The organism is Meridianimarinicoccus sp. MJW13 (genome assembly GCF_014901205.1).
Lineage (GTDB): Bacteria > Pseudomonadota > Alphaproteobacteria > Rhodobacterales > Rhodobacteraceae > Meridianimarinicoccus.
Genome location: NZ_JACNMU010000003.1, coordinates 53655 through 78295 on the forward strand (window position 1 = coordinate 53655; position 24641 = coordinate 78295).

23 protein-coding genes are annotated in these 24641 nt (G+C 60.9%); 19 read left to right on the forward strand and 4 right to left on the reverse strand.

Translation table 11 applies throughout. The features are described from left to right. Positions 1-174: 174 nt before the first annotated feature. Positions 175-1656 (reverse strand): PLP-dependent aminotransferase family protein, encoded by a 1482-nt coding sequence (locus tag H8B03_RS05900; protein ID WP_193140821.1) that lies wholly within the window; start codon positions 1654-1656, stop codon positions 175-177. 154 nt (positions 1657-1810) lie between these two features. Between H8B03_RS05900 and H8B03_RS05905 the strand changes: the two genes are divergently transcribed. The 10 genes from H8B03_RS05905 (at position 1811) to pta (ending at position 11554) form a co-directional block, all read left to right on the forward strand. Beyond that, the gene (locus H8B03_RS05905; RefSeq protein WP_193140822.1) at positions 1811-2818 is read left to right on the forward strand and encodes a TRAP transporter substrate-binding protein; all 1008 of its coding nucleotides are present in this window, start codon (positions 1811-1813) and stop codon (positions 2816-2818) included. A 67-nt stretch (positions 2819-2885) separates the two neighbouring features. Next, the gene (locus H8B03_RS05910) at positions 2886-3416 is read left to right on the forward strand and encodes a TRAP transporter small permease (protein WP_193140823.1); all 531 of its coding nucleotides are present in this window, start codon (positions 2886-2888) and stop codon (positions 3414-3416) included. Between the two features lie 20 nt (positions 3417-3436). After that, on the forward strand, positions 3437-4777 hold the full coding sequence (locus H8B03_RS05915; RefSeq protein WP_193140824.1) for a TRAP transporter large permease: 1341 nt from the start codon (positions 3437-3439) through the stop codon (positions 4775-4777). 21 nt (positions 4778-4798) lie between these two features. Further along, positions 4799-5308 carry a universal stress protein gene (locus H8B03_RS05920; protein WP_193140825.1) on the forward strand — a complete coding sequence of 170 codons (510 nt, stop codon included), beginning with the start codon at positions 4799-4801 and terminating at the stop codon, positions 5306-5308. 20 nt (positions 5309-5328) lie between these two features. Next, positions 5329-5715 carry a nuclear transport factor 2 family protein gene (locus H8B03_RS05925; RefSeq protein ID WP_193140826.1) on the forward strand — a complete coding sequence of 129 codons (387 nt, stop codon included), beginning with the start codon at positions 5329-5331 and terminating at the stop codon, positions 5713-5715. A gap of 37 nt (positions 5716-5752) precedes the next feature. Then, on the forward strand, positions 5753-7153 hold the full coding sequence (locus tag H8B03_RS05930) for an FAD-binding oxidoreductase (protein WP_193140827.1): 1401 nt from the start codon (positions 5753-5755) through the stop codon (positions 7151-7153). A gap of 25 nt (positions 7154-7178) precedes the next feature. Then, complete coding sequence (gene xsc / locus H8B03_RS05935) at positions 7179-8960, forward strand: sulfoacetaldehyde acetyltransferase (protein ID WP_193140828.1); 1782 nt, start codon at positions 7179-7181, stop codon at positions 8958-8960. Between the two features lie 136 nt (positions 8961-9096). Then, a complete protein-coding gene (locus tag H8B03_RS05940) occupies positions 9097-10137 on the forward strand; it encodes a YeiH family protein (RefSeq protein WP_193140829.1) in 1041 nt (346 codons plus the stop codon). Positions 10138-10156: 19 nt separating this feature from the next. Further along, positions 10157-10516: a cupin domain-containing protein gene (locus tag H8B03_RS05945; RefSeq protein ID WP_193140830.1), complete on the forward strand. Its 360-nt coding sequence runs from the start codon at positions 10157-10159 to the stop codon at positions 10514-10516. Positions 10517-10561: 45 nt separating this feature from the next. Continuing rightward, a complete protein-coding gene (gene pta / locus H8B03_RS05950) occupies positions 10562-11554 on the forward strand; it encodes a phosphate acetyltransferase (protein ID WP_193140831.1) in 993 nt (330 codons plus the stop codon). Between the two features lie 503 nt (positions 11555-12057). Here the strand turns inward: pta and H8B03_RS05955 are convergent. From H8B03_RS05955 to H8B03_RS19175, 3 genes are all read right to left on the reverse strand, one after another. Further along, positions 12058-13671: a N,N-dimethylformamidase beta subunit family domain-containing protein gene (locus H8B03_RS05955; RefSeq protein WP_193140832.1), complete on the reverse strand. Its 1614-nt coding sequence runs from the start codon at positions 13669-13671 to the stop codon at positions 12058-12060. Between the two features lie 104 nt (positions 13672-13775). Next, positions 13776-14045 (reverse strand): hypothetical protein, encoded by a 270-nt coding sequence (locus H8B03_RS05960; protein ID WP_193140833.1) that lies wholly within the window; start codon positions 14043-14045, stop codon positions 13776-13778. Positions 14046-14348: 303 nt separating this feature from the next. Next, positions 14349-15242, reverse strand: a complete 894-nt coding sequence (locus tag H8B03_RS19175; protein ID WP_193140834.1) for an AraC family transcriptional regulator — start codon at positions 15240-15242, stop codon at positions 14349-14351. Positions 15243-15587: 345 nt separating this feature from the next. Here H8B03_RS19175 and H8B03_RS05970 point away from each other — a divergent pair, with 345 nt between their 5' ends. From H8B03_RS05970 to H8B03_RS06015, 9 genes are all read left to right on the forward strand, one after another. Continuing rightward, positions 15588-16556 (forward strand): cation transporter, encoded by a 969-nt coding sequence (locus H8B03_RS05970; protein WP_193140835.1) that lies wholly within the window; start codon positions 15588-15590, stop codon positions 16554-16556. Between the two features lies 1 nt (position 16557). Next, positions 16558-17280: a hypothetical protein gene (locus H8B03_RS05975; RefSeq protein ID WP_193140836.1), complete on the forward strand. Its 723-nt coding sequence runs from the start codon at positions 16558-16560 to the stop codon at positions 17278-17280. A 27-nt stretch (positions 17281-17307) separates the two neighbouring features. Continuing rightward, positions 17308-17691 carry a carbohydrate porin gene (locus H8B03_RS05980; RefSeq protein ID WP_319022449.1) on the forward strand — a complete coding sequence of 128 codons (384 nt, stop codon included), beginning with the start codon at positions 17308-17310 and terminating at the stop codon, positions 17689-17691. Between the two features lie 44 nt (positions 17692-17735). Further along, entirely contained in the window at positions 17736-19490 is a 1755-nt protein-coding gene (locus tag H8B03_RS05985; RefSeq protein WP_193140837.1) for a N,N-dimethylformamidase beta subunit family domain-containing protein, read from the forward strand. 90 nt (positions 19491-19580) lie between these two features. Continuing rightward, a complete protein-coding gene (locus H8B03_RS05990; protein WP_193140838.1) occupies positions 19581-19820 on the forward strand; it encodes an alpha/beta hydrolase in 240 nt (79 codons plus the stop codon). Positions 19821-19855: 35 nt separating this feature from the next. Then, positions 19856-20917, forward strand: coding sequence for a DUF418 domain-containing protein (locus tag H8B03_RS05995; protein WP_193141207.1), 1062 nt, complete (start codon positions 19856-19858; stop codon positions 20915-20917). 386 nt (positions 20918-21303) lie between these two features. Beyond that, a complete protein-coding gene (locus tag H8B03_RS19180; RefSeq protein ID WP_319022440.1) occupies positions 21304-22470 on the forward strand; it encodes a helix-turn-helix domain-containing protein in 1167 nt (388 codons plus the stop codon). 191 nt (positions 22471-22661) lie between these two features. Next, positions 22662-23867 carry a serine hydrolase gene (locus H8B03_RS06010; protein WP_226925740.1) on the forward strand — a complete coding sequence of 402 codons (1206 nt, stop codon included), beginning with the start codon at positions 22662-22664 and terminating at the stop codon, positions 23865-23867. Positions 23868-23969: 102 nt separating this feature from the next. Continuing rightward, positions 23970-24638 carry a carbonic anhydrase gene (locus H8B03_RS06015; protein ID WP_226925741.1) on the forward strand — a complete coding sequence of 223 codons (669 nt, stop codon included), beginning with the start codon at positions 23970-23972 and terminating at the stop codon, positions 24636-24638. Positions 24639-24641: the final 3 nt, after the last annotated feature.

Genomic DNA, 24641 nt, shown 5'->3' on the forward strand with positions numbered 1-24641 from the left:
AGCTGGTTTGTCCAAAGGGCCTGGTGACGCCGTAGATGGATGCGCCACATGGCCGGCAGGGCCAGACCCGGAACGCGGTGGCTGGACCGGACATCTGCTTTCCAGCCTGAGGCTGCGACACCCCATTTATTACTTGGCCATCCGGCATGTTTACGCCATCGGAACCACCTGAAATCACGGCCCTTCGGCAACCCTGGCTTTCTCGGATATCAGCCGAATGCCCTCGGGGATCCTGTCGAGCGGTATCGAAGAGTAGCCGAGCCTGAAGTACTCTGTTGGCTGGTCATTCCCACTGAAGAACGGCGCGCCGGGTTCGATGACAACGCCGTCGCGGATGAGCTCTTTCGCAATGTCTTCGGTATCCATGCCATCCGGGGTTTTAAGCCAAAGACTTGTTCCCCCGAAACGCGCGGCCCCGGCGATTTCAAGCTGCGTCTTGGCAATCGCATGGACAACCGCTTCACGGCGCTTGGAAAACTCTCTTCTCATGTCGCGGATCAGCAAATCATAGTGGCCCTGGGCCAGGAAGTACGCTGCCGTCCGTTGCAGGTGCCCCGGCGGATGACGAAGCATCATCGAACGCAGTTCCCGGGCTTCGGCGATCACCGGTTCGGGACCGACGAGGTATCCCAACCTGAGGCTTGGAAACAGCGCCTTGGAAAAACTGCCCGCATAAAGCACGCGCTGGTCGCGATCGATGGCCTTCAGGGCTGGGCTGGGCGGTTCAATGAAGCTCATTTCGAATTCGTAGTCGTCTTCAACAACGATGAAATCCCGGGATCGGGCCTGTTCAAGAAGATGCGCGCGGCGCGACCGCGACATCGTGGCCCCGGTGGGCGCATGGTGGCTGGGGGTCACGAAAACGGCCTGGGTCCCGTCGGGAATACCGTCGGGCGGCAGCCCGTGCTCATCGACATCCACTGTTGTGACGTCGGCACCGCACCACCTGAGGGCCTGCAACGTGTCGGGATACCCCGGGTTCTCGCAAACCGCCTTCAAGGGGCCGCGGGTCAGAAGCTCGATCGCCAGCCAGATCGCGTTTTGTGCGCCAACAGTGATCAGGATTTCGCTTGGCTTTGCCGTTATTCCACGGCGCGGCAACATCCGGGTTCGGATGTAGTTGACCAGCAGCGGATCGTCCGTGGCATCGTTGCGGGCCATCAGGTCAAAGTCGCGTCTTCCCAGGGCCTGACGCACACATTCCCGCCACGCTGTATACTTGAAGATGCTGGAATCCATCTCTCCGAATACAAACGGATAGGGCAGAAGACTCCAGTCTCGCGGTTTGACAATGCGACGGCGCCTCACAAGCTGTTCTGAGAGGACGTTCCTCCAAATACCATTGTTTTCAATGTTTTCTATTCTACCTTCCGACTGCACGCGCGGCAGCGCACCGGTGTCGGCGACGATGTATCCACTCCGGCTGCGTGTTTCCAGAAAGCCCTGATCGACCAATTCCTGATAGGCCAAAGTCACGGTCATGCGGGCCACGCCCAGATACTCGGCCAGTTTTCTGGACGATGGCATCAGAGCGCCGGGCATGGCCTGTGACGACAGGATTGACGCAACAACGCGTTCTCGAATCTGGGCCTGCAAGGACCGATTTGAGTCGCGATCAATAAAAAACGCGTCGGCAGCGATGCGAGGTTTGGGCATACGTCACCCTGTGAGACCATCTGGTCTAAGTCAATAATATTTCTGGCCCTAACCGATCGCGGGAAAATTCCGCTATCACGGTTCAGCTTGGGGTGAACAACAAGATTTTTCCGCAGGCAAAGCGCTGATGCGCAACCAACACTTGGAGGAACTCATGACGATCTTTTCACGGTTCAATGCCGTCACGACAGCAGCCGCGACTTCCCTTCTTCTCAGCATGGGTGCAGCCCAAGCCGACAACTTCAAGATCGCCGTTGGCGACGGTGCCGGTGGCACGCAGGAAGCCCTGGGCAAGGCGTTCATCGCCGAGCTCGAGAAAAACACGGATCACACCGCATCCCTGTTTCTGAACGGCCAGTTGGGCGACGAGCAGGCAACTGTGAACGATCTGGCAATCGGAACGCTGGACTTCTCGATCCTGGCCATCAACAACATCACCCCGTTCTCGCCGACCGTGGGCACCCTGACCCTGCCCTACGTGATCCTGAGCCTTGAAGATGCCATCACCGTGACCCAGGGTCCGATCGGCCAAGAGCTGGTGGAAAACACCATCCGCGACGCCGGTGTACGGATCATCGGTTGGGCCTATTCCGGCTTCCGCGTTCTGACCAACTCTTCCCGTCCGGTTGAATCGGTGGCCGACCTTCAGGGTCTCGTGATCCGCGTTCCCCCGAACGAAATCATGATTTCGACCTACAAGGCATGGGGCGTCAACCCGACCCCGATGGCGTGGTCGGAAACCTTCACCGGTCTGCAGCAGAAAGTCGTCGACGGCCAGGACAACCCCTACATCACCGTGTACGCGATGAAGTTCGACGAAGTTCAGAAGTACATCACCAACCTGCGTTACCTGTTCTCGATCGAACCGCTGGTCGTTTCGGAATCGGTGTTCCAGGGTCTGTCCGCTGACGACCAGGCCGCCGTTCTGGCCGCCGGCCAGGCTGCCACCGAGTACTCTGCCCAGTTCCTGCTCGACCAGGAAGAAACCATCAAGGCAGAACTGGTGTCGCGCGGCATGGAAATCTCCGACCCGCAGGACGGCGAAGCCGAGTTCATCGAACTGGCAACAACGGCTGTCTGGCCGCAGTTCTACGACTCCATCGGCGGTGTCGAAAAGCTGAATGCAGTGCTGACCGCGCTTGGCCGCGAAACCGTCGAGTAATCGACAGTCCACAGCCAATGGGAAGCGCACGCTGGGTGCGCTTCCCGACCTGGGAGGGGATACTGCAATGAGTCGTTTCTGGACATTTCTGAACAATTTCGAAAGTTATCTGTGCCGCGCGCTGCTGGTGATGTTCGTGTGCCTGCTGTTCACGCAAATCATTTCGCGCGAGATGTTCGGCTACTCGTTCTCGTGGATCGAGGAATTGTCGGTCTACATGTTCGTCTGGTTCGTCTTCTTCGGCGCGAGCTATGCCGCCAAGATGAGCGCCCACAACCGGGTCACGTTCCAGTTCGGAATGCTGCCGCGAAGCTGGATCAAGTGGATCGAGGGCTTCGCCGATCTCTTCTGGATCTTCTTCAACCTCTACTTCGTCTACCTCGCCTATGATTTCGTCTTCAACAAGATGAACAAGTTCTGGAAATCCCAGACCCTCGGGATCGAGATGAAGTGGATTTACATGGTCCTGCCGCTCGCGTTCACTCTGATGACGATCCGTATCATCCAGGTGAATTACCTGAAGCTTGTCAAAGGCATCGACGTTCGTGACCCGGACAAGATCGATCTTGATGACTTCAAAACCGACGACAACGCGTAAGCGGCTCGAGGGAAATTTCCATGGAAAATGAAATCGTAACAATTCTGTTCGGCTGCTTCCTGCTTTTGCTGGTCCTGGGCGCGCCGATCACCGTGGCACTTGGTGTCTCGTCCCTGCTCTCGTTTCTGTATCTGGGTGAAAACCCGATCAAGTTCGTTCAGATCGCATTCACCTCGGTCGGGTCCTTCCCGCTGATGGCGCTGCCAGCCTTCATCCTGGCCGGAGCGCTCATGGAAGCGGCGGGCATATCCAAACGGCTCATAAATGTCGCGGAAAGCCTTGCAGGTCCGTTCACCGGCGGTATTTCCGCAGCGACCGTCATGGGCTGCCTGTTCTTCGGCGCCATCTCCGGCTCCGGCCCGGCAACAACCGCCGCCGTGGGCATGCTGATGATCCCGGCGATGATCAAGCGCGGCTATGACCGGGGCTATGCCTCTGCCGTGACGGCCTCGGCCGGTGGCCTGGGCATTGTCATTCCTCCGTCGATCCCGATGGTCATCTTCGGCATCGCTGCGCTTGGCATGATGGCCCCGCCTGAAGCGGTCGAGAAATTCGGCACCTTCCAGACCGTGTCCATCTCAAAGCTCTTCATCGCGGGCTTCATCCCGGCCTTTGTCATCGCCGGCAGCCTGCTGACCATGAACTGGATCCTGTGCAAGAAGCATGGCTACACCGGCTCGGCCGAGGGTTGGTCGGCGCGCAACATCCTGTGCGAGCTCTATCGCGGGTTCTGGTCGCTGATGGCACCGGTTGTCATTCTGGGCGGCATCTACTCGGGCTTCTTCACCCCCACCGAAGCCGCCATCGTCGCCATCTTCTACACGCTGTTCGTCGGCAAGTTCATCTACCGCGAACTGGACATGGCTTCGATGAACCGCGCCCTGGAGACAACCACCTGGCTGTCCGGCCGCGTTCTGCTGATCCTGTTCACCGCCACCGTGTTCGGCCGCTTGCTGGTGGAAAACCAGATCCCGGCGATCATTGCGGACGGGATGCTGTCCCTGACCGACAACATCTACGTCATCTGGGCACTCATCATCTTCTTCCTGCTGTTTGTCGGGATGTTCATGGAAACTCTTGCCGCGATCCTGATCCTGGTGCCGGTCATGCTGCCGGTGGCCTACAATATGGGGATTGATCCGATCCACTTCGGTGTCGTGATGATCTGTACCCTGGGTATCGGCTTCCAGACCCCGCCATTGGGTGAGAACCTGTTCATTGCCTCGGGCATCTCGAACATCTCGATCGAGAACATCTCACTCCGGGCCCTGCCCTTCGCGGCGGTGAACACCATCGCAATCTTCATCATCGCGTTCTTCCCGGAGTTGTCTCTCTGGCTGCCGCGCCTGTTTGGCTACTGACCTTAGGGAAAGGATCTACCGATGAAACCGATGATCACGAACATCCTGTTTGCAACCGACCTGTCGCAAAGCTCCACCTATGCGCTGCGCCACGCGGCCAGCCTGGCGCAGGCCACCGGCGCTGAAATCCACGTCCTGCACGTCAGCGAACCGCTGTCGGACGACGCACGGGTGGCAATCGAGATGTTCATCCTGAACGACGACATGCGCAAGAAGGCGACCGAGCGTCGTGGCGAGATGATCCATGAAGTTCTGGCCGAACGTCAGGCACGCTTCTGGGGCGCCCTGACCGGAGAGGATGCGAAGATCCGCGACCAGGTGACCTCGATCGAGATCGTCGAGGGCCAGCCCGCCCGGCAGATCCTGCGCCGTGCGCACGAACTGAACTGCGATCTGATCGTTCTGGGCGCACGCGATCACAGCTTCACCCACACCTTCCTCGGCACGGTGGCAATTTCTGTGCTGCGCCGGTCCGACATTCCGACACTCGTCGTTCCGTTCAAGGACGACGGCTCGGTAGTGAACAAGTAACTCGTACAAGGAGACATGACATGACCACCACGTTGACCGCCCAGGACCTCGCGGACACTTTCGATGCTTTCAACCGTCATGACGTCGATGCAGTCATGACCCATTTCGCGGACGACTGCGTTTTCTACACTGTCGGCGGCGAGCAGGCGTATGGCACCAAGATCGAGGGCGCGAAGGCGATTGCCGACGCATTCTCTGCCGTATGGGCCGGGATGAAAGACGCGCATTGGGATCACCACAGCCACTTCGTGCACGGGGATCGCGCGGTTTCGGAATGGACCTTCTCGGGCACCGATGCCAACGGAATGCGGGTCGAGGCGCAAGGCGCGGATCTCTTCACGCTGCGCGACGGCAAGATCGTCGTCAAGCAGGCGCTGCGCAAAGCACGGCCACCTTTCAAAGCCTAGTTTCCCCACCTCCCCCCCCGATTGACGGAGCATTTCGATGCCTGATTCAAAACGACCCCGTCACTGGCCCAAGGCCAGCTACGACCCCCGCTATGACCCGATCATAGACGCAGGTCCCGGTCACAACCGGGACTACGCACCGACGTACTGGATCGGGACGGCGGGAACCCCGCCGGAAGATGATGGCGCCGTGTCCGGTGACATGGACGTGGATGTCGTGGTTGTCGGGTCCGGTTACACCGGGCTGTCGACGGCCATCCACCTGGCCAAGGAACACGGGATCAAGGCCACGGTTCTTGAAGCCAACACGGTCGCCTGGGGCTGCTCCACGCGCAACGGCGGCCAGGCGCAGATCTCTTCCGGACGCCTCAAGCGCTCCCAGTGGATTCAACGCTGGGGTGTTGATGTCGCCAAGAAAATGCACGCCGAAGTGGGTGAAGCCTTCGAACTGTTCAACGACCTGATCGGGTCGGACGACATCGACTGCGATCCGCAAACGGGTGGGCATTACTACATGGCCCACCGCGAAAAGGTGATGCCAAAGCTCGAAAAAGAAAGCGCATTGCTGAACGAAGTGTTCGGCTATGGCTCTCGCATCATCGGGCGCGAAGAACTGCACGAGAACCACGTGCGTGACCAGGAGGCTTTCGGCGCCATGTGGGAGCCGGACGGCACCTGCATTCACGCCGCCAAGCTGGCGTTCAGCTATGTGCGTCTTGCGCGCAAACTGGGCGCCACGATCCACCCTGCCAGCCCCGTCATGGGTTGGAAGATCAAGGACGGCGTGCACCATCTGACCACGCCCGGCGGCACCGTGCGTGCGCGGGCGGTGGCCCTGGCCACGGCGGGGTACACGCCCCCGGGTCTGAACGAGAAGACCAAGCACCGGCTGATGCCGATCTTGTCGAACTCGATCGTGACCCGTCCGCTGACGGAAGACGAAAAGGCCGAGTGTGGGTTCAAGGTGAAATCCCCGCTGACCGATACGCGCACCTTGCGTCACTACTATCGTTTTCTCCCGGACGACCGGGTTCAGATCGGAAGCCGCAGTGCAATCACCGGACCGGATGCGGAAAATCCCAAGCACCTGGACCTGCTGCAAAAGGGGCTGCACCGCAAGTTCCCGGCGCTGACCGGAATCGAGCTTGATTATTCCTGGTGGGGTTGGGTGGATGTCAGCCACGACATGATGCCGCGTATCTTCCAGCCGGACAAGAAAGAGACGATTTTCTATGCCCTGGGCTACGGCGGCAACGGCGTGATGTATTCCGCCATGGCCGGCAAGCGTCTGGCGCAATTGGTGGCCGGCGAGGGAAAGGAACTCGACCTTCCGATCTTCACCTCACCGCTGCCAAGCCACGGCATCCTGACTCCGTTCCGCCGGTTGGGCCAACGGTTCATGTATCCCTACTACTACCTTCGCGACGAAATTCTCTGACCCCCTTCGAAAAAGGACGACCAACATGAAAATGACTACCGAAGAGGCCTTTGTGAAGGTCCTGCAAATGCACGGCATCGACAATGCGTTCGGCATTATCGGTTCGGCAATGATGCCGATCTCGGACCTGTTCCCGGCGGCGGGCATCAAGTTCTGGGACTGCGCACATGAAACCTCCGGCGGGATGATCGCCGACGGCTACACCCGCGCATCCGGCAAGATGTCGATGGCCATCGCCCAGAACGGCCCCGGCATCACCAACTTCGTGACCCCGGTCAAGACCGCTTACTGGAACCACACCCCGATGCTTCTGGTCACGCCCCAGGCGGCCAACAAGACCATCGGTCAGGGCGGTTTCCAGGAAATCGAGCAGATGAAACTGTTCGAAGACATGGTCTGCTACCAGGAAGAAGTGCGTGACCCGTCGCGCATGGCCGAAGTCCTGAACCGCGTGATCGAAAAAGCATGGCGCGGATCCGCTCCGGCGCAGATCAACATCCCGCGCGACTACTGGACACAGGTGATCGACATCGAACTGCCCCAGATCATCCGTCTGGAGCGTCCGCAGGGCGGCACGCAAGCGGTCGATGCCGCGGCGAAACTGCTGTCCGAAGCTGAATTCCCGGTCATCCTGAACGGCGCCGGCGTGATCCTTGCGGGTGCCATCGAAGCCTCGGCCAAGCTGGCCGAAGCTCTGGATGCCCCGGTGGCCTGCGGCTACCAGCACAACGACGCCTTCCCGGGTTCGCACCCGCTGGCCGTCGGTCCGCTGGGCTACAACGGCTCGAAAGCGGCGATGGAACTGATCCAGAAGGCCGATGTCGTTCTGGCCCTTGGCAACCGTCTGAACCCGTTCAGCACCCTGCCCGGCTATGGCATCAACTACTGGCCGCAGGATGCGAAGATCATCCAGGTCGACATCAACTCGGACCGCATCGGTCTGACCAAGAAGGTCGACGTTGCCATCCAGGGCGATGCCAAGGCCGTGGCCGAGCAACTGCTTGCCAAGCTGAGCGATGGTGCCGGAGACAAGGGCCGCAAGGCGCGTACCGACCTGATCGCGACGACCAAATCGCGTTGGGCGCAGGAACTCTCGTCCATGGACCACGAAGATGACTCCGATGAAGGCGTCACCTGGAACGAGCGTGCCCGCAATCGTCAGCCGGACCGCATGTCGCCCCGCCAGGCATGGCGCGCGATCATGTCGGCAATGCCGAAAGATGCCATCGTGTCCTCGGACATCGGCAACAACTGTGCCATCGGCAACGCCTACCCGTCCTTCGAAAAGGGCCGCAAGTACCTGGCACCGGGTCTCTTTGGTCCCTGCGGATACGGCCTGCCCGCGATCCTGGGCGCAAAGATCGGCTGCCCGGACGTTCCGGTTGTCGGCTTTGCCGGTGACGGTGCTTTCGGGATCTCGATGAACGAGATGACCGCTTGCGGCCGCGGCGACTGGCCTGCGATCACGATGATCATCTTCCGCAACTACCAGTGGGGCGCGGAAAAGCGTAACACCACCCTGTGGTTCGATGACAACTTCGTCGGCACCGAGCTGAACCTCAACGTGAACTACGCCGAGATCGCCAATGGCTGTGGCCTGAAAGGCGTTCAGGCGACTTCCATGGAGCAGCTGACGGACGTTCTGAACACTGCGATCAAGGAGCAGATGAAGGACAATGTCACCACCTTCATCGAAGTTGTCCTGAACCAGGAACTGGGCGAGCCCTTCCGCCGCGATGCGATGAAGAAGCCGGTTTCGGTTGCCGGCATCTCTGCATCGGACATGCAAAAGCAGCAGATCGGCTGATCGCCTGTAACTCGAAGGAGACGCGTTCGCGCGTCTCCTTCACTCGGGGAATTTCCCCCCTGAAAACAAGAATTCCTGTTCCGAAACAACCGCTTGGCGCTCAACGCTCCACAAGCGGCCAAGGAGACTTTGTCAGATGAACACCCAGTTGACTTCCTCTGGCGACTTTTTCGGTCGCTTTCCGGCGTTCTTCTCCAAGAACGGTCCGGGCTTCGCGGTTTCTGTCGTTGTAGCCGCCGCCGCGCAGTTCCTTTCGGATCACTACGGCGCTCCTGCGATGCTGATGGCATTGCTGCTGGGCATCGCGTTTCACTTTCTGGCCGAGGAAGGCCGTTGCGTGCCCGGCATTGCGTTCACATCACGCACGGTTCTGCGCATCGGCGTGGCGCTGCTGGGCGCGCGCATCAGCGTGGAACTGCTGATCGGGCTGGGTCCGAAACTGATCGGTCTGGTTGTCGCCGGGGTGATCCTTACCATTCTCTTCGGCCTGCTCGGCGCGAAATTGCTGGGTCGCGGCTGGCGGTTCGCATTGCTGACCGGTGGCTCGGTGGCGATCTGCGGCGCGTCGGCGGCCATGGCGATCGCGGCGGTTCTGCCCAAGAACGAACATTCCGAACGCAACCTGATCTTCACCGTACTGAGCGTCACGGTCCTGTCGACCATCGCCATGATCGCCTATCCGATCATCACCTCTGCGCTTGACCTGGACGATCTGGCCACCGGTGTCTTCCTGGGCGGCACCATTCACGATGTCGCGCAGGTGGTGGGCGCAGGATTCTCGGTCAGCGACGAGACCGGCGAAACCGCGACCCTGGTCAAACTGATCCGCGTGACCATGCTGGCCCCTGTGGTGCTGGTCTTTGCACTGGTGATCCGTGCCTATGCAGACGATGACAATGCAGGCGACGGCAAGCGGCCCCCGCTCATGCCCTTCTTCGTCCTGATGTTCCTGCTGCTGGCCGCGATCAATTCCTTCGGGCTGATCCCGGGCTTCGTGCAGTCTTTGCTGGCCGACCTGTCGAAATGGGCGTTGCTGGTCTCCATCGCCGCTGTCGGCATGAAGACGTCGCTCAGGACCATCTTCGATGTGGGTGGCCAGGCCATCATCCTGATCGTTGCCGAAACCGTGTTCATCGCCGGATTCATCCTATTCGGCATCACCCATTTCGCCAGCTAAACCCGGAAGGAAAACTGCCATGCGTGTCGTAGATTTCAAAGACGAAGTTGCCGTCACCAAGCGACGTCTCGCAGATCTGCCGGACCGGGTCGTTGAGGGCGATCCGCACCACGAAACACGCATGCGGTACACCAGCCCGGACGGCACCCTGCTTGCAGGCACATGGACCAGCACACCCGGCAAATGGATCGCCTTCGCCGACCGCGACGAGTTTTGCGTTCTGTTGAGCGGGCACATCAAGCTGATCTCGGACGACGGCACCGAACAGGAGTTCCGCAAGGGCGACAGCTTCCTGATCCCCAACGGATTTCGCGGCTACTGGCATGTGCTTGAAACGACGACCAAGCATTTCGTCATCCGGGATTACAGCGCAGACTGACATCGGCCCCCGCCTCCGACCTCTCGCATCCAAAGGAACTTCACGATGAAACCACTGCAAATGATTTTGGCCAATGCCGCGCGTTCGGACCGCAAGATTGTCCTGAGCGAAGGTGAAGATCCGCGCGTCATCGAAGCCGCCATTCAGTCGCGCAAGCAGAAGGTGGCGCGCATTGTGCTGGTCGGTGATCGCGAAACAATCCTCAAGGGGCTCGCCGCAGCGGGTGGGAGCGACCTGGACGGGATCGAGGTGCATGACCCGCGCGACAGTTCGCTGAAATCCGAAATGAGCGCCAAGTTCCACGAGCTGCGCAAGCACAAGGGCGTGACAGAAGCGGATGCAGAAACCGCCATTCTGAACCCGCACATCTATGCGGCGTTGCTGGTCAAGCTCGGCCATGCCGATGGCACGCTGGGCGGTGCCACCACCGCAACCGCCGAGATCGTGCGGTCCGCGATTCAGGTGATCGGCACGGCACCGGATGCCAAGATGGTGTCGAGCTTTTTCCTGATGCTGCTCTGCAAGGACTACCACGAGAAAAAGGGCGCGCTCGTCTTCTCGGACGCCGGTCTGGTCATTGACCCGACGGCAGCAGAGATGGCCGAAATCGCTCACGCGGCGGCTGCGTCGCTGGTGCATCTGACCGGCGAGACGCCCAGAGTGGCGATGCTGTCCTTCTCGACCCGGGGCAGCGCCGGTGGAGAAAAAGTCTCGAAAGTTGTCGAAGCAACCCAAATATTGCGCAAGATGGCACCCGACATGAATGTCGATGGAGAGTTGCAATTCGATGCAGCCTTCGTGCCGAGCGTGGCGTCTGCCAAGGCACCGGATTCCGCGTTGGGCGGAAATGCAAATGTCTTTATCTTCCCCAACCTTGATACGGGCAACATCGCGTACAAGATCGCCCAACGCATCGGTGGGGCCGTGGCCATCGGCCCGATCCTGCAAGGTCTTGCGCAGCCTGCGAATGATCTGTCCAGGGGATGCGACGCAGAAGACATCCTGCACATGATTGCGGTGACTTCCGCCCAGTGCTGACCGGATTTGCCGGGGAGACCCGGAGGGTGGACAGATCATCCTCCGGGCCTCGGCAAATACGTTCCGTGCGACCCAGACACCCGGCAGCCCCTGCGTCACCGCATCGGCTGCGCCACGGCTCTGGAACATGCGGCTGTCGGGTCAGCAATCGGCACGCGGGCAGCGCGTACCTGGCAAATGTGATCGCACGGTTCGAGACAGCTTCGCCCTGGTGACCCGTCCTGAAGTGCCCCTGGAATTGGCGAGGCCTCAAGGAACCGTTCCGCCGCCTTGCGCCGGAGGATGCGCGGCAGACCCAGTTGATGCGGCAGGCTTGGACCGAGAGCAGAAAGGTCGTTGGCCGCCCTTTCTTCCGTCGGCGGTGCACCCGACCGTCAGCATCGTCGATGATCGACTGTATCTGCCCCCAGGAAAAAAACCCGAACGCCCAGGCCAAAGCCAAGGACGGAAAGATCGCGAGGGTGAGGCGGGCGGAGTAGCCCCCGCCCGGCCGGTCACACTGTCTAGCGGGTGAAGCGCCTTAACACGTTGTGCGTGATCTGCTGAGTTGTCCGGTCACCCCATTTCAAACCCAGGAACCAATAGACGGTCCCGGCACAGAAAATCTCGCCCTTGCCCTTGGGCGCCACGACCATCTGGGCCGAGCCATAGCGGTATTTCTTGACCGTGTCCTCGTCGGTCTTGCCTTCGATGACCTCGGCCCACTTCGTCGCAAACCAGTCATCGCCCAACACTTGCGAGACCACGGCACTGCCCGGACCTCCGGCGTCGTACTGGTCGACCATGCTGGGTGTCACGGCCAGGATCTCGGTCCCCTCCAGCGGGGAATGCAATGGGCTGGGTTCCGGCAAGCCCCATTGGATCACATAGTCGACCGAGTCCGTCTCGTATCCCAGAATGCCTTCCTCCATGCCAAATGTGTCGCCATAGATCAGGCCGGTGTCGTCAAAGACCCAGTGCTTGTTTCGATAGACCGTGAACCCGCCGCTGGAGCGGGGCGAGCCACCGTCATAGGTGGCATAGATCCCTTGAATGCCGGTGACGCTGAAGGATTGCGCCGACGGGCGGGCCACATCCATGTGCTCCCAGATCGAGGTCAGAAGATGTCCGTTTTCGGGATCCCCCTTGACCGGATCCTCCTCGTCGGCCCCCAGCTTGTAACACACCTGCTGGCGGCCATCCTGTTCCATGCGGATCTGCCACAACATGTTGGCCCCGAACCGGGCCAGGTTGCCGCCGGCCTCGACAAAGGCGTCCAGCGCATCGCGCTGATCCCAGGACCAGTATTCGTCATGCCCCGCGATCACCAGGCAATCATAGCCGTCAAGAACGCCGGGGATGTTCCCCAGATCGTACTGATCGACATAGTCCATCTCGTAGCCATTCTCTTCGGCCCAGACAGCAAAGGGACGGTTGTCCAGCGCCCACCCGGCCGAGTTCGCGCCCCAGGCATAGCCCATCATAAGCGCGTATCCCCCGGTTGGCTGGCCGGTGTAATGGCGTTCGCGTTTATATCGGTATTGCTCGGGTTTGGTGGACAGATAGGGGAAGTTGGCTGGCGCAACCCAGAACCCGCGTTCATGCGGGCGGTCCAGCGACAGGCGCGGCGACGGGCCGAAACTGTCGTCTCCGTGTATCCCCAGATAGTGGTTGGCACCCCCCCAGGCATTATAGGCGGTGGTGGTGCCACTGGTCAGCATGAAGGCGATCCTGGCCTTCTTGGCACCCCGAACCACGAACCCGGCTTCGCTGATACGCTCCTGCCCGTCCTTGGTCGCGCGCAGTTCGATGACATAGACACCGGATCGCCAGCTCGGATCGACCGGGATCTCGGCCAGAACCGGCCAACCACATCCGGCTTGATAGGCATCCATGGGCGTCGGCATGAACACACCCGCCAGGCCGGTCTGTTCCAGCACGACGTCCTGTCTGGTCCCGTCCCGCCAGACCTTCAGGTCGAATGTGTCCGCTGTGGTGCTGACATGTAGCCCGACTGTCTCACCGGCAGCATAGCTTGGCGCGCTGCAATAGGCATAGATCTCGGGATATGCCGGATCGTTGGCCGACATCTCGAAATACGACAGATCAAACGCACGCCAGCCCTGTGGCAGACGCATCGTCGAGGGTCCGCCAGAAAACGGGGCTGGATCAACAGTTCCGCTGGATTGCGCGGCCTGCGCCGCAAATGGCAGGGCGGCGCCAGCGGCGATACCCGACGCCATCAATATCCGGCGTGCCGGGTTTTCCGGCGCACCTGCAGGTTGCGCTGCCCCCGCAGAATTCTGCTGTTCGTCTTCCATGACAAGTCCTTCAAGGTGATTGGGTGTGCTTTCAGCGCCGGAACCCGCGTGCCCCGCCCACGGCCGCTTTGCGCTTTGGTTCGTGTGACAATCGCCGACATCTGCCGCTGTGGCTGCGCCTTGATCCGCAGACTGGAACAGCCGCAGAACAGAACATTGGTCTGAACAGACAAAGGGGCGGCTTGCGTCATTGATGCTTGTCCATCTGTCCGGCTTTTTCGCGCGGGCCACGGCGGTTGGAGTCTCAGGAACAGAAAAGCAAGTGACGCGGTGGAAAAAGCCGATTTCCGCCACCGGACGAAACGCGCCGGTTTTTTTCATGTCACAGGTTCGCAGGCCTGTGTGAGTCCCCGCCAGCGCCATCCGGCCGCCCCCCCGCCAGATTCCGGACGTCGATCAAGCCGTTCCGGGGCCCGAGACTTTCACCGCAGCCCCCATTGCAGGTGGGGCGCCTGATGGCTGACATGCGGCGGCGCTGTGCCCTTGCCGCGCAACTATACCTGGCGTCGGCGTGTTTCGCGGGGCAACTCTCCAAACCAGTCCTGATAAAAGCGGGACAGACGCCCGACATGTTCGAACCCGTTGTCAAACGCGAGACTGGTGATGGTGCGGCTTTGACCGCGTTCCAGCAGATCCTTGCGAAACCGGTGCAGTCGCAACACGTCGAGATACTGCTTCGGGCTGAGACCGCTCAGGTCCTTGATCGTGCGGTGCAGCGTGCGGGTCGATACGGATAGCGTATCGGCAAGATGCACGATCGGCGCGCCCTGATCCAACTGGACCCCAAGGTCTTCGGACAGGCGCAAGACTCGATGGCGCGGGGTTTCATCGCGGATCGAAGGCCGCAGACGTTCGCCACGGCAATTCGCGTGTTGGAACAGGTCCGCCAGCGCACCGAGTATTTCAGTCCCCAGGTCATGATTGCCTGTGCTGCTCCGAAGGGCCACCGCGCATTGCATCTGCAATCTGGCCAGATGCGCGGGGGGAACATCCCAAAGCCCCCCGGCCAGAGCGGCAAGACCGAACCGGGCCATGGCAGACCTATGCGTCGAGATGTTGACCGCCAGAAATGCCGGCGGAATGAAGTAATCGTGTTCGGTTGCGCCAAACACGAGCACCTGGTCTGCCCCCAGTTCATGGCCTTTCCAGAATGCCGGGCGGTCTCCGGCCAGCAGGAGGCTGACCGATATCGCGTCACCCGGCAACTGAAGGCGCACGCGCATGGGTTTGTCGGCCCATTCCCAGGTAAGCACAACATCGCCAAGCGCCAAGACTCTGCGACCGAAGCCGAGAGGTCCGCTTGCCAGCTGCTGAATTTCGTAGTCCCAGTCGACCCACTCAGAAAACACGTTCTCGATTTCGTCGATGTAGTGAATGTCTGGGACCACGCGCGCATGCCTCCGAAGCGACTTGGATAGACCGGTCGCGCGGGATCGCACCTGAAAATTGATCTGATCGCGCGACTTCTGTCGAAAAGCTTAGCCAACAGACGGCGCGTGGCGCAATACGAACGCGAGATGGTTCACCACAGAGCCGAAGTGAACGCGGCTTGATGCGCCCCGCTGCAAAGCGCGATGCGGGCTTTTCAGATGGCCGACACCGGGGCCATCAGTCCGCAGAGCGGGGCCGGAAGCCGGCGAAAGCCTTGAAGTGCGAGGATATGGCCCCTGCTGTCCGAAATTGGCTTTTTCTGGTCCAACGGCAAATCTACACCGTGCGAATTGCTGCGCTTCGTGGCGCCAACCCGAGGAAAACCCCTGACGCACTCCGCAGAAACCAAGGCTCTGGCAACCGGAAAATGGGCCAACCTCGTCATGTGCGCCTCGGGCATTCTGGCGGCATACCTGTCGCATTCGGACGCCTTGTTGGTCGACGGCCTGTATTCGGGCGTGAACTTCTGTGCCGCGATCATCGCCGCGCGAATTGCAAGCGCGGTCGCGCGTCCGGCCGACCGATTGTACCCGTTTGGATATGATGCGCTGGAAGCCCTGTATGTAACCTTCCGCTCGCTGGTGCTGGCAGGTATCCTTGTGTTTGCGGTTCTGGGCGCGGGTCAGAAGATCCTGACCTACCTGTCCGGGGGCGAGGTTCCAGAGCTGGTCTACGGACCCATCCTGGCCTACAGCGCGGCCATGGTCCTGATCTGTCTGGGTCTGGCAATCCGGTATCACGGCACCTGGGTTGACGGGGGACGCCAAAGTGCGCTTCTGCTGGCCGAACGTCGCGCAGCCCTTGTTGATGGGATCATGAGCGCGGGTGCCGGTGCCGCATTGCTTGGCAGCCCATTGCTCTTGGAAACCCGGTTTGCCGGGGTCGTGCCGGTCGCGGATGCACTGATCGTTCTGGTGCTGACACTGGTGATGCTGCCCCAGCCGCTGATGATGTTCCGTTCCGCCCTGGGCGAGGTTGCCGGGGCCGCCGCCCCCGGAGATGCCGACAAGATCGCCCGCACAAGAGCGGCGCAGCTGCTGGCAGAGCGGCCATTCGATCTGGTGGACGTGGCTGTAACACAGTTGGGCCGATCCTATTTCGCCGTGTTCTACATCAACCCGACCAAGCCGGTCGACGGCGCGGAAATCGACGCGTTGCGCGGGGCTCTGGCGGCGTCGTTCTCCGGGATTGTTGCCCCGGTGAAAATTGAAGTTGTTGTGACCGCATCCTCGCCGTTCGGCCGTGCGGTGGTCACATCACAAGACGCGTAACGTGTCGCGATTTCGCACCCAGAGGCTGCCCATGGTGGCACTGATCGGCACGCTGGCCGCCGGTCCGGCCCTTTCGCAATCCAGCTGGGAACAGTTCAAGGACACCCTCAGCCGCAACGCCGGTATCGACTTTGAATTCACCTATGCGCCGGTGATACAGGCCAGCCCGGATCGGGATTGGGAAAGCACGGCCAATCACGAGTTGGATTTCATCGGCAGCTGGACACCGGCCAACGGGTCGGGTGTGTTGCAATGGTGGGCGCTGAACATCCTGGACTATTCAAGCCTGTCGACGTCGGCGTTTTCCAACACCCTGGGTATCATCTCGGATCCCAATGATGGCGATCTGGGCGGTGATCGCAGCTTTTCGGGGCTGGCGCTGTTGTGGTGGCAGCAGGAACTGGCCGGCGGCGTGCGGCTGAATTTCGGCAAGCTGGGACTGGCCGAGTTGGTTGGCAAGAACCGCTATGCCCATGATGGCCGGTCGGATTTCTTCAACACGGTTGTGACCGGGGATGTGGTTGCGGGCTATAACATTCAGGACAGCGGACTGGGTGTCTTTGCCGAACTACGCCGTCAGGAATGGTACGTTTCTGGTTTCGTTGCGGATGGTTCGGCCGAGGACAACTGGATCGACTTTGACAGTCCGGGCGACGGTGTCTGGCAATACGCGGCCGAGTTGGGCTTGACCCCGAAAATCGCGGGATTGGGACCCGGGAACTAACGGTTCACCGTTTCAGGCATCGACGCCATCGAAACCGGCAACGGAACACGGCAGAACGGCTGGGGATATGGGGTCAGCGCGGATCAGGACATCGGCGCAAACCACGCGGTATTCGCGCGGTTTTCCAGATCCGTCAGTCAGATGACCGAATACCTGCAGGCACTCGCCGCAGGCTATGTCTACAAGGCGCCATTTGGGCGGGTTGATGACCGGATCGGGCTGGCCGCATGGCAGGTCGAGTCCGAGGACGCCTCGTTGCGACGCGAAAAAGGCCTTGAAGCGTATTGGAGTGTCCAGGTTTCCGACACGACCAGCATTACCCCCGACCTTCAGATCATCCTTGATCCGGCAATGGACCGGTCGCGCAGCAGCGTCACGGTTCTGGGCCTGCGGTTGCGGGTGGTTTTCTGAAACGGGTGACTTGGAAAAACAGCGCGTGAGATGGGAAAACACATATGACGGATCGTGATGACAAGACCAAAGACGCACCGGTCGTTGGCCGCCGGGATGTTCTGCGCGGGGCTGGTGCCGTCGGGGCGATGGCCACGGCCGGGTTCGGGGCGAACCAGGCGCGCGCAAACGTCTTGCAGGCCACCGACGCCAACGGCCCCTTTGGCGAGTTCCGCGACCAGTGGTTCAACAACACACACCACTCCTGGTTCGAATTCCCCTCGGCTGACCCGGATGTCCTGCATATCTACGGCTACACGGACGAAACGTCTTATGCTCAAGGGGATGTGGTGGATGTGCATGTCAGCACCTCGGCGGCAACCTACGATCTGACGGTCTATCGCGACGGCGCACAGCGCGACGTCGTGTTTGAACAGACCGGTTTGCCGGGGGTGCATCACACAACGCCGGACGACGCCTATCTGAACGGCCCCCGCTGGCCGGTCAGCATCGAAATACAATCCTCGGCCGACTGGCGCAGCGGCGGATATGTCATCGAACTGAGGGCGGCCGGCACCGACGGGCAGGAAATCGTGCAACACGGTTTCTTCGTGCTGCGCCCGGCCAAGGCCGGGGCGAACAAGATCGCCTTCGTCCTCGCCACCACCACCTGGCAAGCCTATAACGATTGGGGCGGATCCAACTTCTACGAAGGCGTCGCCGGTCCGGACGGCAATGCGTTTTCGCCCATCACCAGCACCCGCCGACCCTGGGCGCGCGGCTTCATCTTTCAACCGCCCGGCCTGCCCCGGATCATTGATACCGCGCCCCGACCCATCGGATCGAAACCGCGCTACCCGACGCTCGACTACGCGTATGCACACGGCTATTGCAAGTATTTCGCCGGCGCGGGCTGGGCGTCGTTCGACAGCCACTTTGCCCGCTGGGCGGATGGTGAAGGCTATGGCCTGGACTACTTTGCGCAAGACGATCTGCACCGCAATCCGGATCTGTTGAAGCCCTACAAGACCGTGGTCATGGTCGGGCATGATGAATATCACACCCAGGAAGAACGCGAAGCACTGGACAGCTTTGTCGAGGCGGGCGGCAATCTTGCCCGCTTCGGTGCCAATGTCATCTGGCAGGCACGCCGTGAGGATGGGCAATTGATCTGCTACAAGGCCCGGGCCGTCGACGAGGACCCCGTACGCAACGACCCTGCGCGCAAACACACGTTGACCACCGCATGGGAGGCCATGGATCTGAACCTGCCGCCTGCCCTGACCTGGGGCGTGAACGGGTTGCGCGGCGTCTACATGAAAATGGGCGGCTTCCAGCCGCGGGCCACGGGGGGATACACCGTCTACCGCCCCAAGCACTGGGCGCTTGAGGGCACCGATCTCTACTATGGTGACGTGTTCGGGCAGGACGCGGCCATTGCCGGGTACGAGGGCGACGGGCTTGCCTATACCTTCCGCTATGGCCAACCCTACCCCACGGGCGAGGATGGCGCATCAAAAGACATCGAGATCATCGCCATGGCTCTGGCCGGTATGGATGAAGAAGACCACGGCAACCCGGAAACCTACCTCTATGCCCGCGACGGCGATCTGTCGTTTTCGGCCAAGGCGATTCTGGGGGCCGACACCGAAGAGAACCGCGCGAAGCTACGCTACGGCTCGGGCATGATTGTCAATATGAGCAAGGGACAGGGAGAGGTTTTCAACGCCGCCACAACAGACTGGATCAGCGGATTGCGTGACCGTGACCCGTTCGTCGAGATCATCACCCGCAACGTGCTGAACAAATTCACGGCGTAACATCCGCGGCGGGCGGCCCCCGCCCGCCCGCCATCGTCACAGCCCGTGTGCCCGCGTTGAATTTGCCATACTGCGAACGGGATTTTTGACATGCACAAAGCTGCCAAACCTTCGACGATCCTTGTCTCTGACGCCCGGGATCTGTTCCAAAGCAACACGATCCGCTTTCACCGTGCGTTGCGCGGCACGGGGACGCTGGCGGAACTGCACATTTTCGAAGGCCAATCGCATGGCAACAATCTTGATCCCGGGACGCCGGGGTCAGCACAGGTCGTCAGAGAGGTCTGTGCGTTCTTTGACGCGCAGTTGTCGCAGGGTGATGGTCGGTGAAACTGGAAAACCTTTCGGAAGCCCCGGCCGTGACCATGCAATCTGACCAGAAACCGCCAAAGGGCAACCGGCTCGAAGGCCTCGATCTCGCCCGCTATGTGGCTTTTGTCGGGATGGTGGTCGTCAACTTCACGATCGTCATGGGCGTCGAGAACGGCACCGGCGTGCTGAACACCCTGACCGTCGCGTTGGAAGGTCGCGCAGCAGCAACCTTTGTCGTTCTGGCCGGCATCGGCCTCGGGCTTGCCGGTTTGAAGGGGTTGGACCAGACGGTCTGGGTGACAATCAAGCGCGCTGTTTTCCTGCTGATCGTCGGCCTGCTGAACATGACGATCTTCGACGCCGACATCCTGCACTACTACGCCTTCTACTTTCTCTTCGGTGTCGGCCTGCTTGCGCTGTCCAGCCGCGCCCTGACGGGGGTAATTCTTGGCCTGAATCTTGTCTTCACGATCATGATCCTGACGCTGGATTACGATGCAGGCTGGAACTGGGACGACCACACCTATTCCGGGTTCTGGACGCCCGCAGGGTTCATTCGCAATCTGGTCTTCAATGGCTGGCATCCGGTCATCCCGTGGCTGGGGTTTGTGCTGTTCGGGATCATTCTCAGCCGACTTGCGCTGGCAGACCGTTCGACACAGACCCGGCTGATCGTCGGAGGAGCCGCTGCACTTGCCGCAGCCGAGGGCATCAGCGCCATTCTGACAACCCAACTTGGGCAGCTTGACCCAGAGCTTGCAGCCCTTGCCACGACCGGACCCGTGCCGCCGATGCCGCTTTATACCGTTGCGGGGCTAGGTGCGGCATGCCTGGTCATCGGCCTGTGCCTGCGGGTTTCGGACCGGCTCCGGACCATGGGCGTGCTGAGGCTGCTGCTGCCCGCCGGACGTCAAACCCTGACGCTCTACATCGCGCATATCCTGATTGGCATGGGCGTTCTGGAAGCACTTGGCAGGCTTGGCGGACAAAAAGTCGGCCAAGCCGTATTTGCCTCGGCCCTGTTCTGCCTCGCTGCGACGATCTACGCCCTGATCTGGGCAAAGTGGTTCAAACGGGGGCCGATCGAAGCCTTGATGCGAAAAGCCGCTGGATAGTCGGTGGTTCATCTGCGGATCGGCAGGGCCGACCGCGTGGGGTGGATCGTGGGCCCGAAACGGTTTCGGTTACCAAAGCATGTCGAGGCGATCCGCCTCCGGCCCGAAATCGCGAACAATACCCAAGACCTTGCGCCGTTCAACCTCGCGACCGACAGCATGCACCGCAGTTGCGATCCGGTGAAACGTCCGGTCGCCGATACCTAAACTGCCGACCGGATCAAGGGCCGAGCAGCGATCTTTCAGCGCAAGACCCAGCCTCCGATCCGGGTCGATCCCGCTGTGGGGACCCGCCGACCGTTCGACACATGACTTGAGGATCCGGCAAGCGCTACGATCTTCGCCACATCCAAAGCCGCCAGAACGCGTGGCTGGTCAGGGACCGCGTGCCGGACATCGGCCGCGCGCCAAGCTCGTACAGCACGCATTCAAAGGGCCATACCAGCGTTGCTCTTGTCTGCCCCAGGACCAGCAACCGGCGCGGTCCGACACCTGCTGGGCCACACGAAGATGGACAGCACCGTGAGAACCACTGCAGGATGCGAGTGTATGGAGGAGGTTTTCTGCTGAACGAGTTCAACCAGAAGCGCGCGCCGCAGGTCGACGGTTTGCGGATGCGTTCAACCTTGATCAAACATGCCTCCCTTCAGGCGGCCTTGCAGCCCTGGGTGCAGATGGAGTGTTTCCAGCTCAGCCGGGGCAAGAGCCTGGGGCGACTGGACAGTATCGACCTCGACAGCAAGAAAGTTGTCCGCGAAACCCAGAACGCCGGTGTTCAGAAGCTGGGTGCCACCCCCGCCAACCTCTGCACGGTGTCTTACAGCTCGTTCGATCCGGCCTTGCGGTTTGCCGATCACGATGCGGGCACCGCCGACACGATATTCTTCATGCCGGAAAAGACCGACTTCGATGTGTATGTCCCGGCCGGCGCCCAGACGACCTATGTCAGCCTGGATCAGGATGAGTTTCTGAGGCAGGCGCGGATCTTGAACCCCTCGGTTTGGGATACGTTGCAAGGGGGTGTGACAGTCCTCCGGTCCGGTCAAAAGGCCTTGCTCAAGGACACCGTCGAGACGTGCTTCATGGTGGCTGGCGGGACCGCTGGATCATGTCCCGCTTTTGACATGAGTGGTTTGCGCCGTCTTCTCCACCAGGCGATCCTTCATATCGCAACGACAACGCAGGCCGCCGCCATAGAGGTGCCCCACGCTGCGCGCGTGCGGGCGCGGCGCATTTGCCGACAGGCGCACGCCTTTGCTGAAGAGCGCTGGAGCCTCCATGATCCGCCCACGATTGTCGAACTCTGCACTGCAGCCGGCGTGTCCGAACGCACATTGCAATATGCATTCAGGACCCATTTCGGACTGTCGCCAATGACCTATCTGCGCCTGCTGCGCCTGAACCGCGTTCGGGACATTCTTGTGGACGCGTCCCCCGGCACGACGAGCGTAACGGCGATCGCCATGGATCACGGGTTTCTGCACCTGGGCCGGTTTGCCCGCGACTACAAGCGTCTCTTTGGCCAGTCCCCCTCCGCAACGCTTGGAAGGTGACCGACCGGGGTACGCAGATCTGCATGGACTGCCGATTGCCCCGGGATTTGCGGAAATCGGATAGTCCTTCCTGATTTCCCTCGATAGCCTGACCGAATACTCAACCTTTGAGAGAGTTCCGCAGGCTCCATTCCGACACCCAACCTGACACTTCGCCAGCAATGGGCGAGCGACTTTGGACACCCCACCCCATGCCGCAAATCGAACCACGCACCCCTCGCCCGATCCTGACCGGCCACGTTCTGGCGGGTCTGCTGGCCGTCATGCTCCTGTTTGCGGCCACCGTTGTGAGAGGACAAGAGATCGACGGCTACCTTGCGGATGTTCGGGCCGAATACGGCCTGCCCGCGCTGGCCGCCGCAGTGGTGCAAGATGGCGCAATCGTTGCGGCCGCAGCGGTTGGCACGCGTATTCTGGGCGGCACGCAGCCCGTGGCAATCACCGATCGGTTCCATATCGGTTCGAACACCAAGTCCATGACCGCGACGCTTGCCGGGATGATGGTGGATGAGGGGAAATTGCGGTGGGACTCAACTGTCGGTGAGGTTCTGGGGGACGATGTTCCGGGCATGAGCGCGAGCCTGGCCGCTGCCAGCCTCGAACAACTCTTGTCCCATTCCAGCGGCATTCCCAGCGACAATGAACAGATCCTCGACCTCTATTTCAGCGCTGACGCGTTCGACTACAACCTGACCGATCTCCGCCATCGCCTGCTGGACCAGTGGAAAACGACCGAGATTGAAAGGCCGCAAGGGTCACCGTTTCAGTATTCAAACCTTGGCTACGTCATTGCCGGGATGATGATCCAGAAAGTCGCTGGAAAGCCATGGGAGCAGTTGATGCACGACCGCATCTTTTCGCCCCTGGACATGCAGACGGCGGGACTTGGCCCGCAGGCAACCTATGGCCTGATCGATGCGCCGGTCGGACACAGAATCGGACCCGACGGGACCGTGATACCGATGCTCTGGGGACCAGCAGCGGATATGCCGCAAGTCATCGCGCCGGCCGGTAACGCCCACATGTCCATCCTAGATTATGCAAAATGGGCTGGCTGGAATGCCGGAAAGGGCACACGTGGCCCGGCGCTGGTGACACCGCAGACGCTGACCCACATCCAGTCGGTCAAGGTCGACACCCCCGTCCGAAAAAACCCGCCGCCGGGCACCCCCGGAACCGGCAGCTACGGGCTGGGCTGGGGGATCGTGACCTTCGACTGGGCGGACGGGCCCTTGCTGACGCACAACGGGTCGAACTCGATGAACCTTGCCCGGATCGTCGTCGATCCGACGCTGGATCTCGCCATCATCGTGGCGACGAATTTCCCTGGCGCCCAAGCCAATGCGGCGACGGGTTCGGTCTTGCAACATCTCTACACGGTATATTCCGCGAAATAGCGCCGATACTCCCGACCTCCGATCAACATGTTGTCCAAATGAGGAACCAAAATCATGTGCCAGGACACTTCAAAAGAGACCATCAGCCGCCGGGGTCTGTTCATGGGCGGGCTTGCGCTCGGCGTCGCGGGCGCCTCGGCCTCGCAGGTCGCCGCCCAGGTGGCCGAGGCACGGCCTGCCACACCCGACGAGGCTCTCAAACGTCTGGTCGAGGGCAACGAGCGCTACGTGGCCAACAAGGCGATCAATACGGACCATTCGGCCGCACGCGCGGCACGGGCGCAGGGCCAACAGCCCTTTGCAGCCGTCGTCTCCTGCGCCGATTCCCGGGTTGTTCCAGAGTTGATTTTTGACCAGGCGCCGGGCGATCTTTTCGTGCTTCGCGTGGCGGGGAATTTCATCAATGACGACGGGTTGGCGAGTCTGGAGTTCGGCGCGGCGGTTCTTGGCATCCAGACCATCGTCGTTCTGGGACACACGGCCTGCGGTGCCGTTGACGCGACGATCAAATCCATCCAGGACAGGACGCTGCCGCCGGGACACTTGCCGCTTCTGGTCAATGCAATCCGCCCTGCGGTCTATGACGTCCTGCCCGACGATCCGGCAGACCTGCTGGCGGCCGCAACAGCAAGAAACGCAACGCTGAACGCCGAAAAGGCGGTCTCGGCAGATCCGATCCTGGCCGATCTCCACGCGTCCGGCAAGATCAGTGCCGTCGGTGGCGTCTACGACATCTCCAGCGGGAAGGTGGACTTTCTCCAGGGGCTCTGAAAC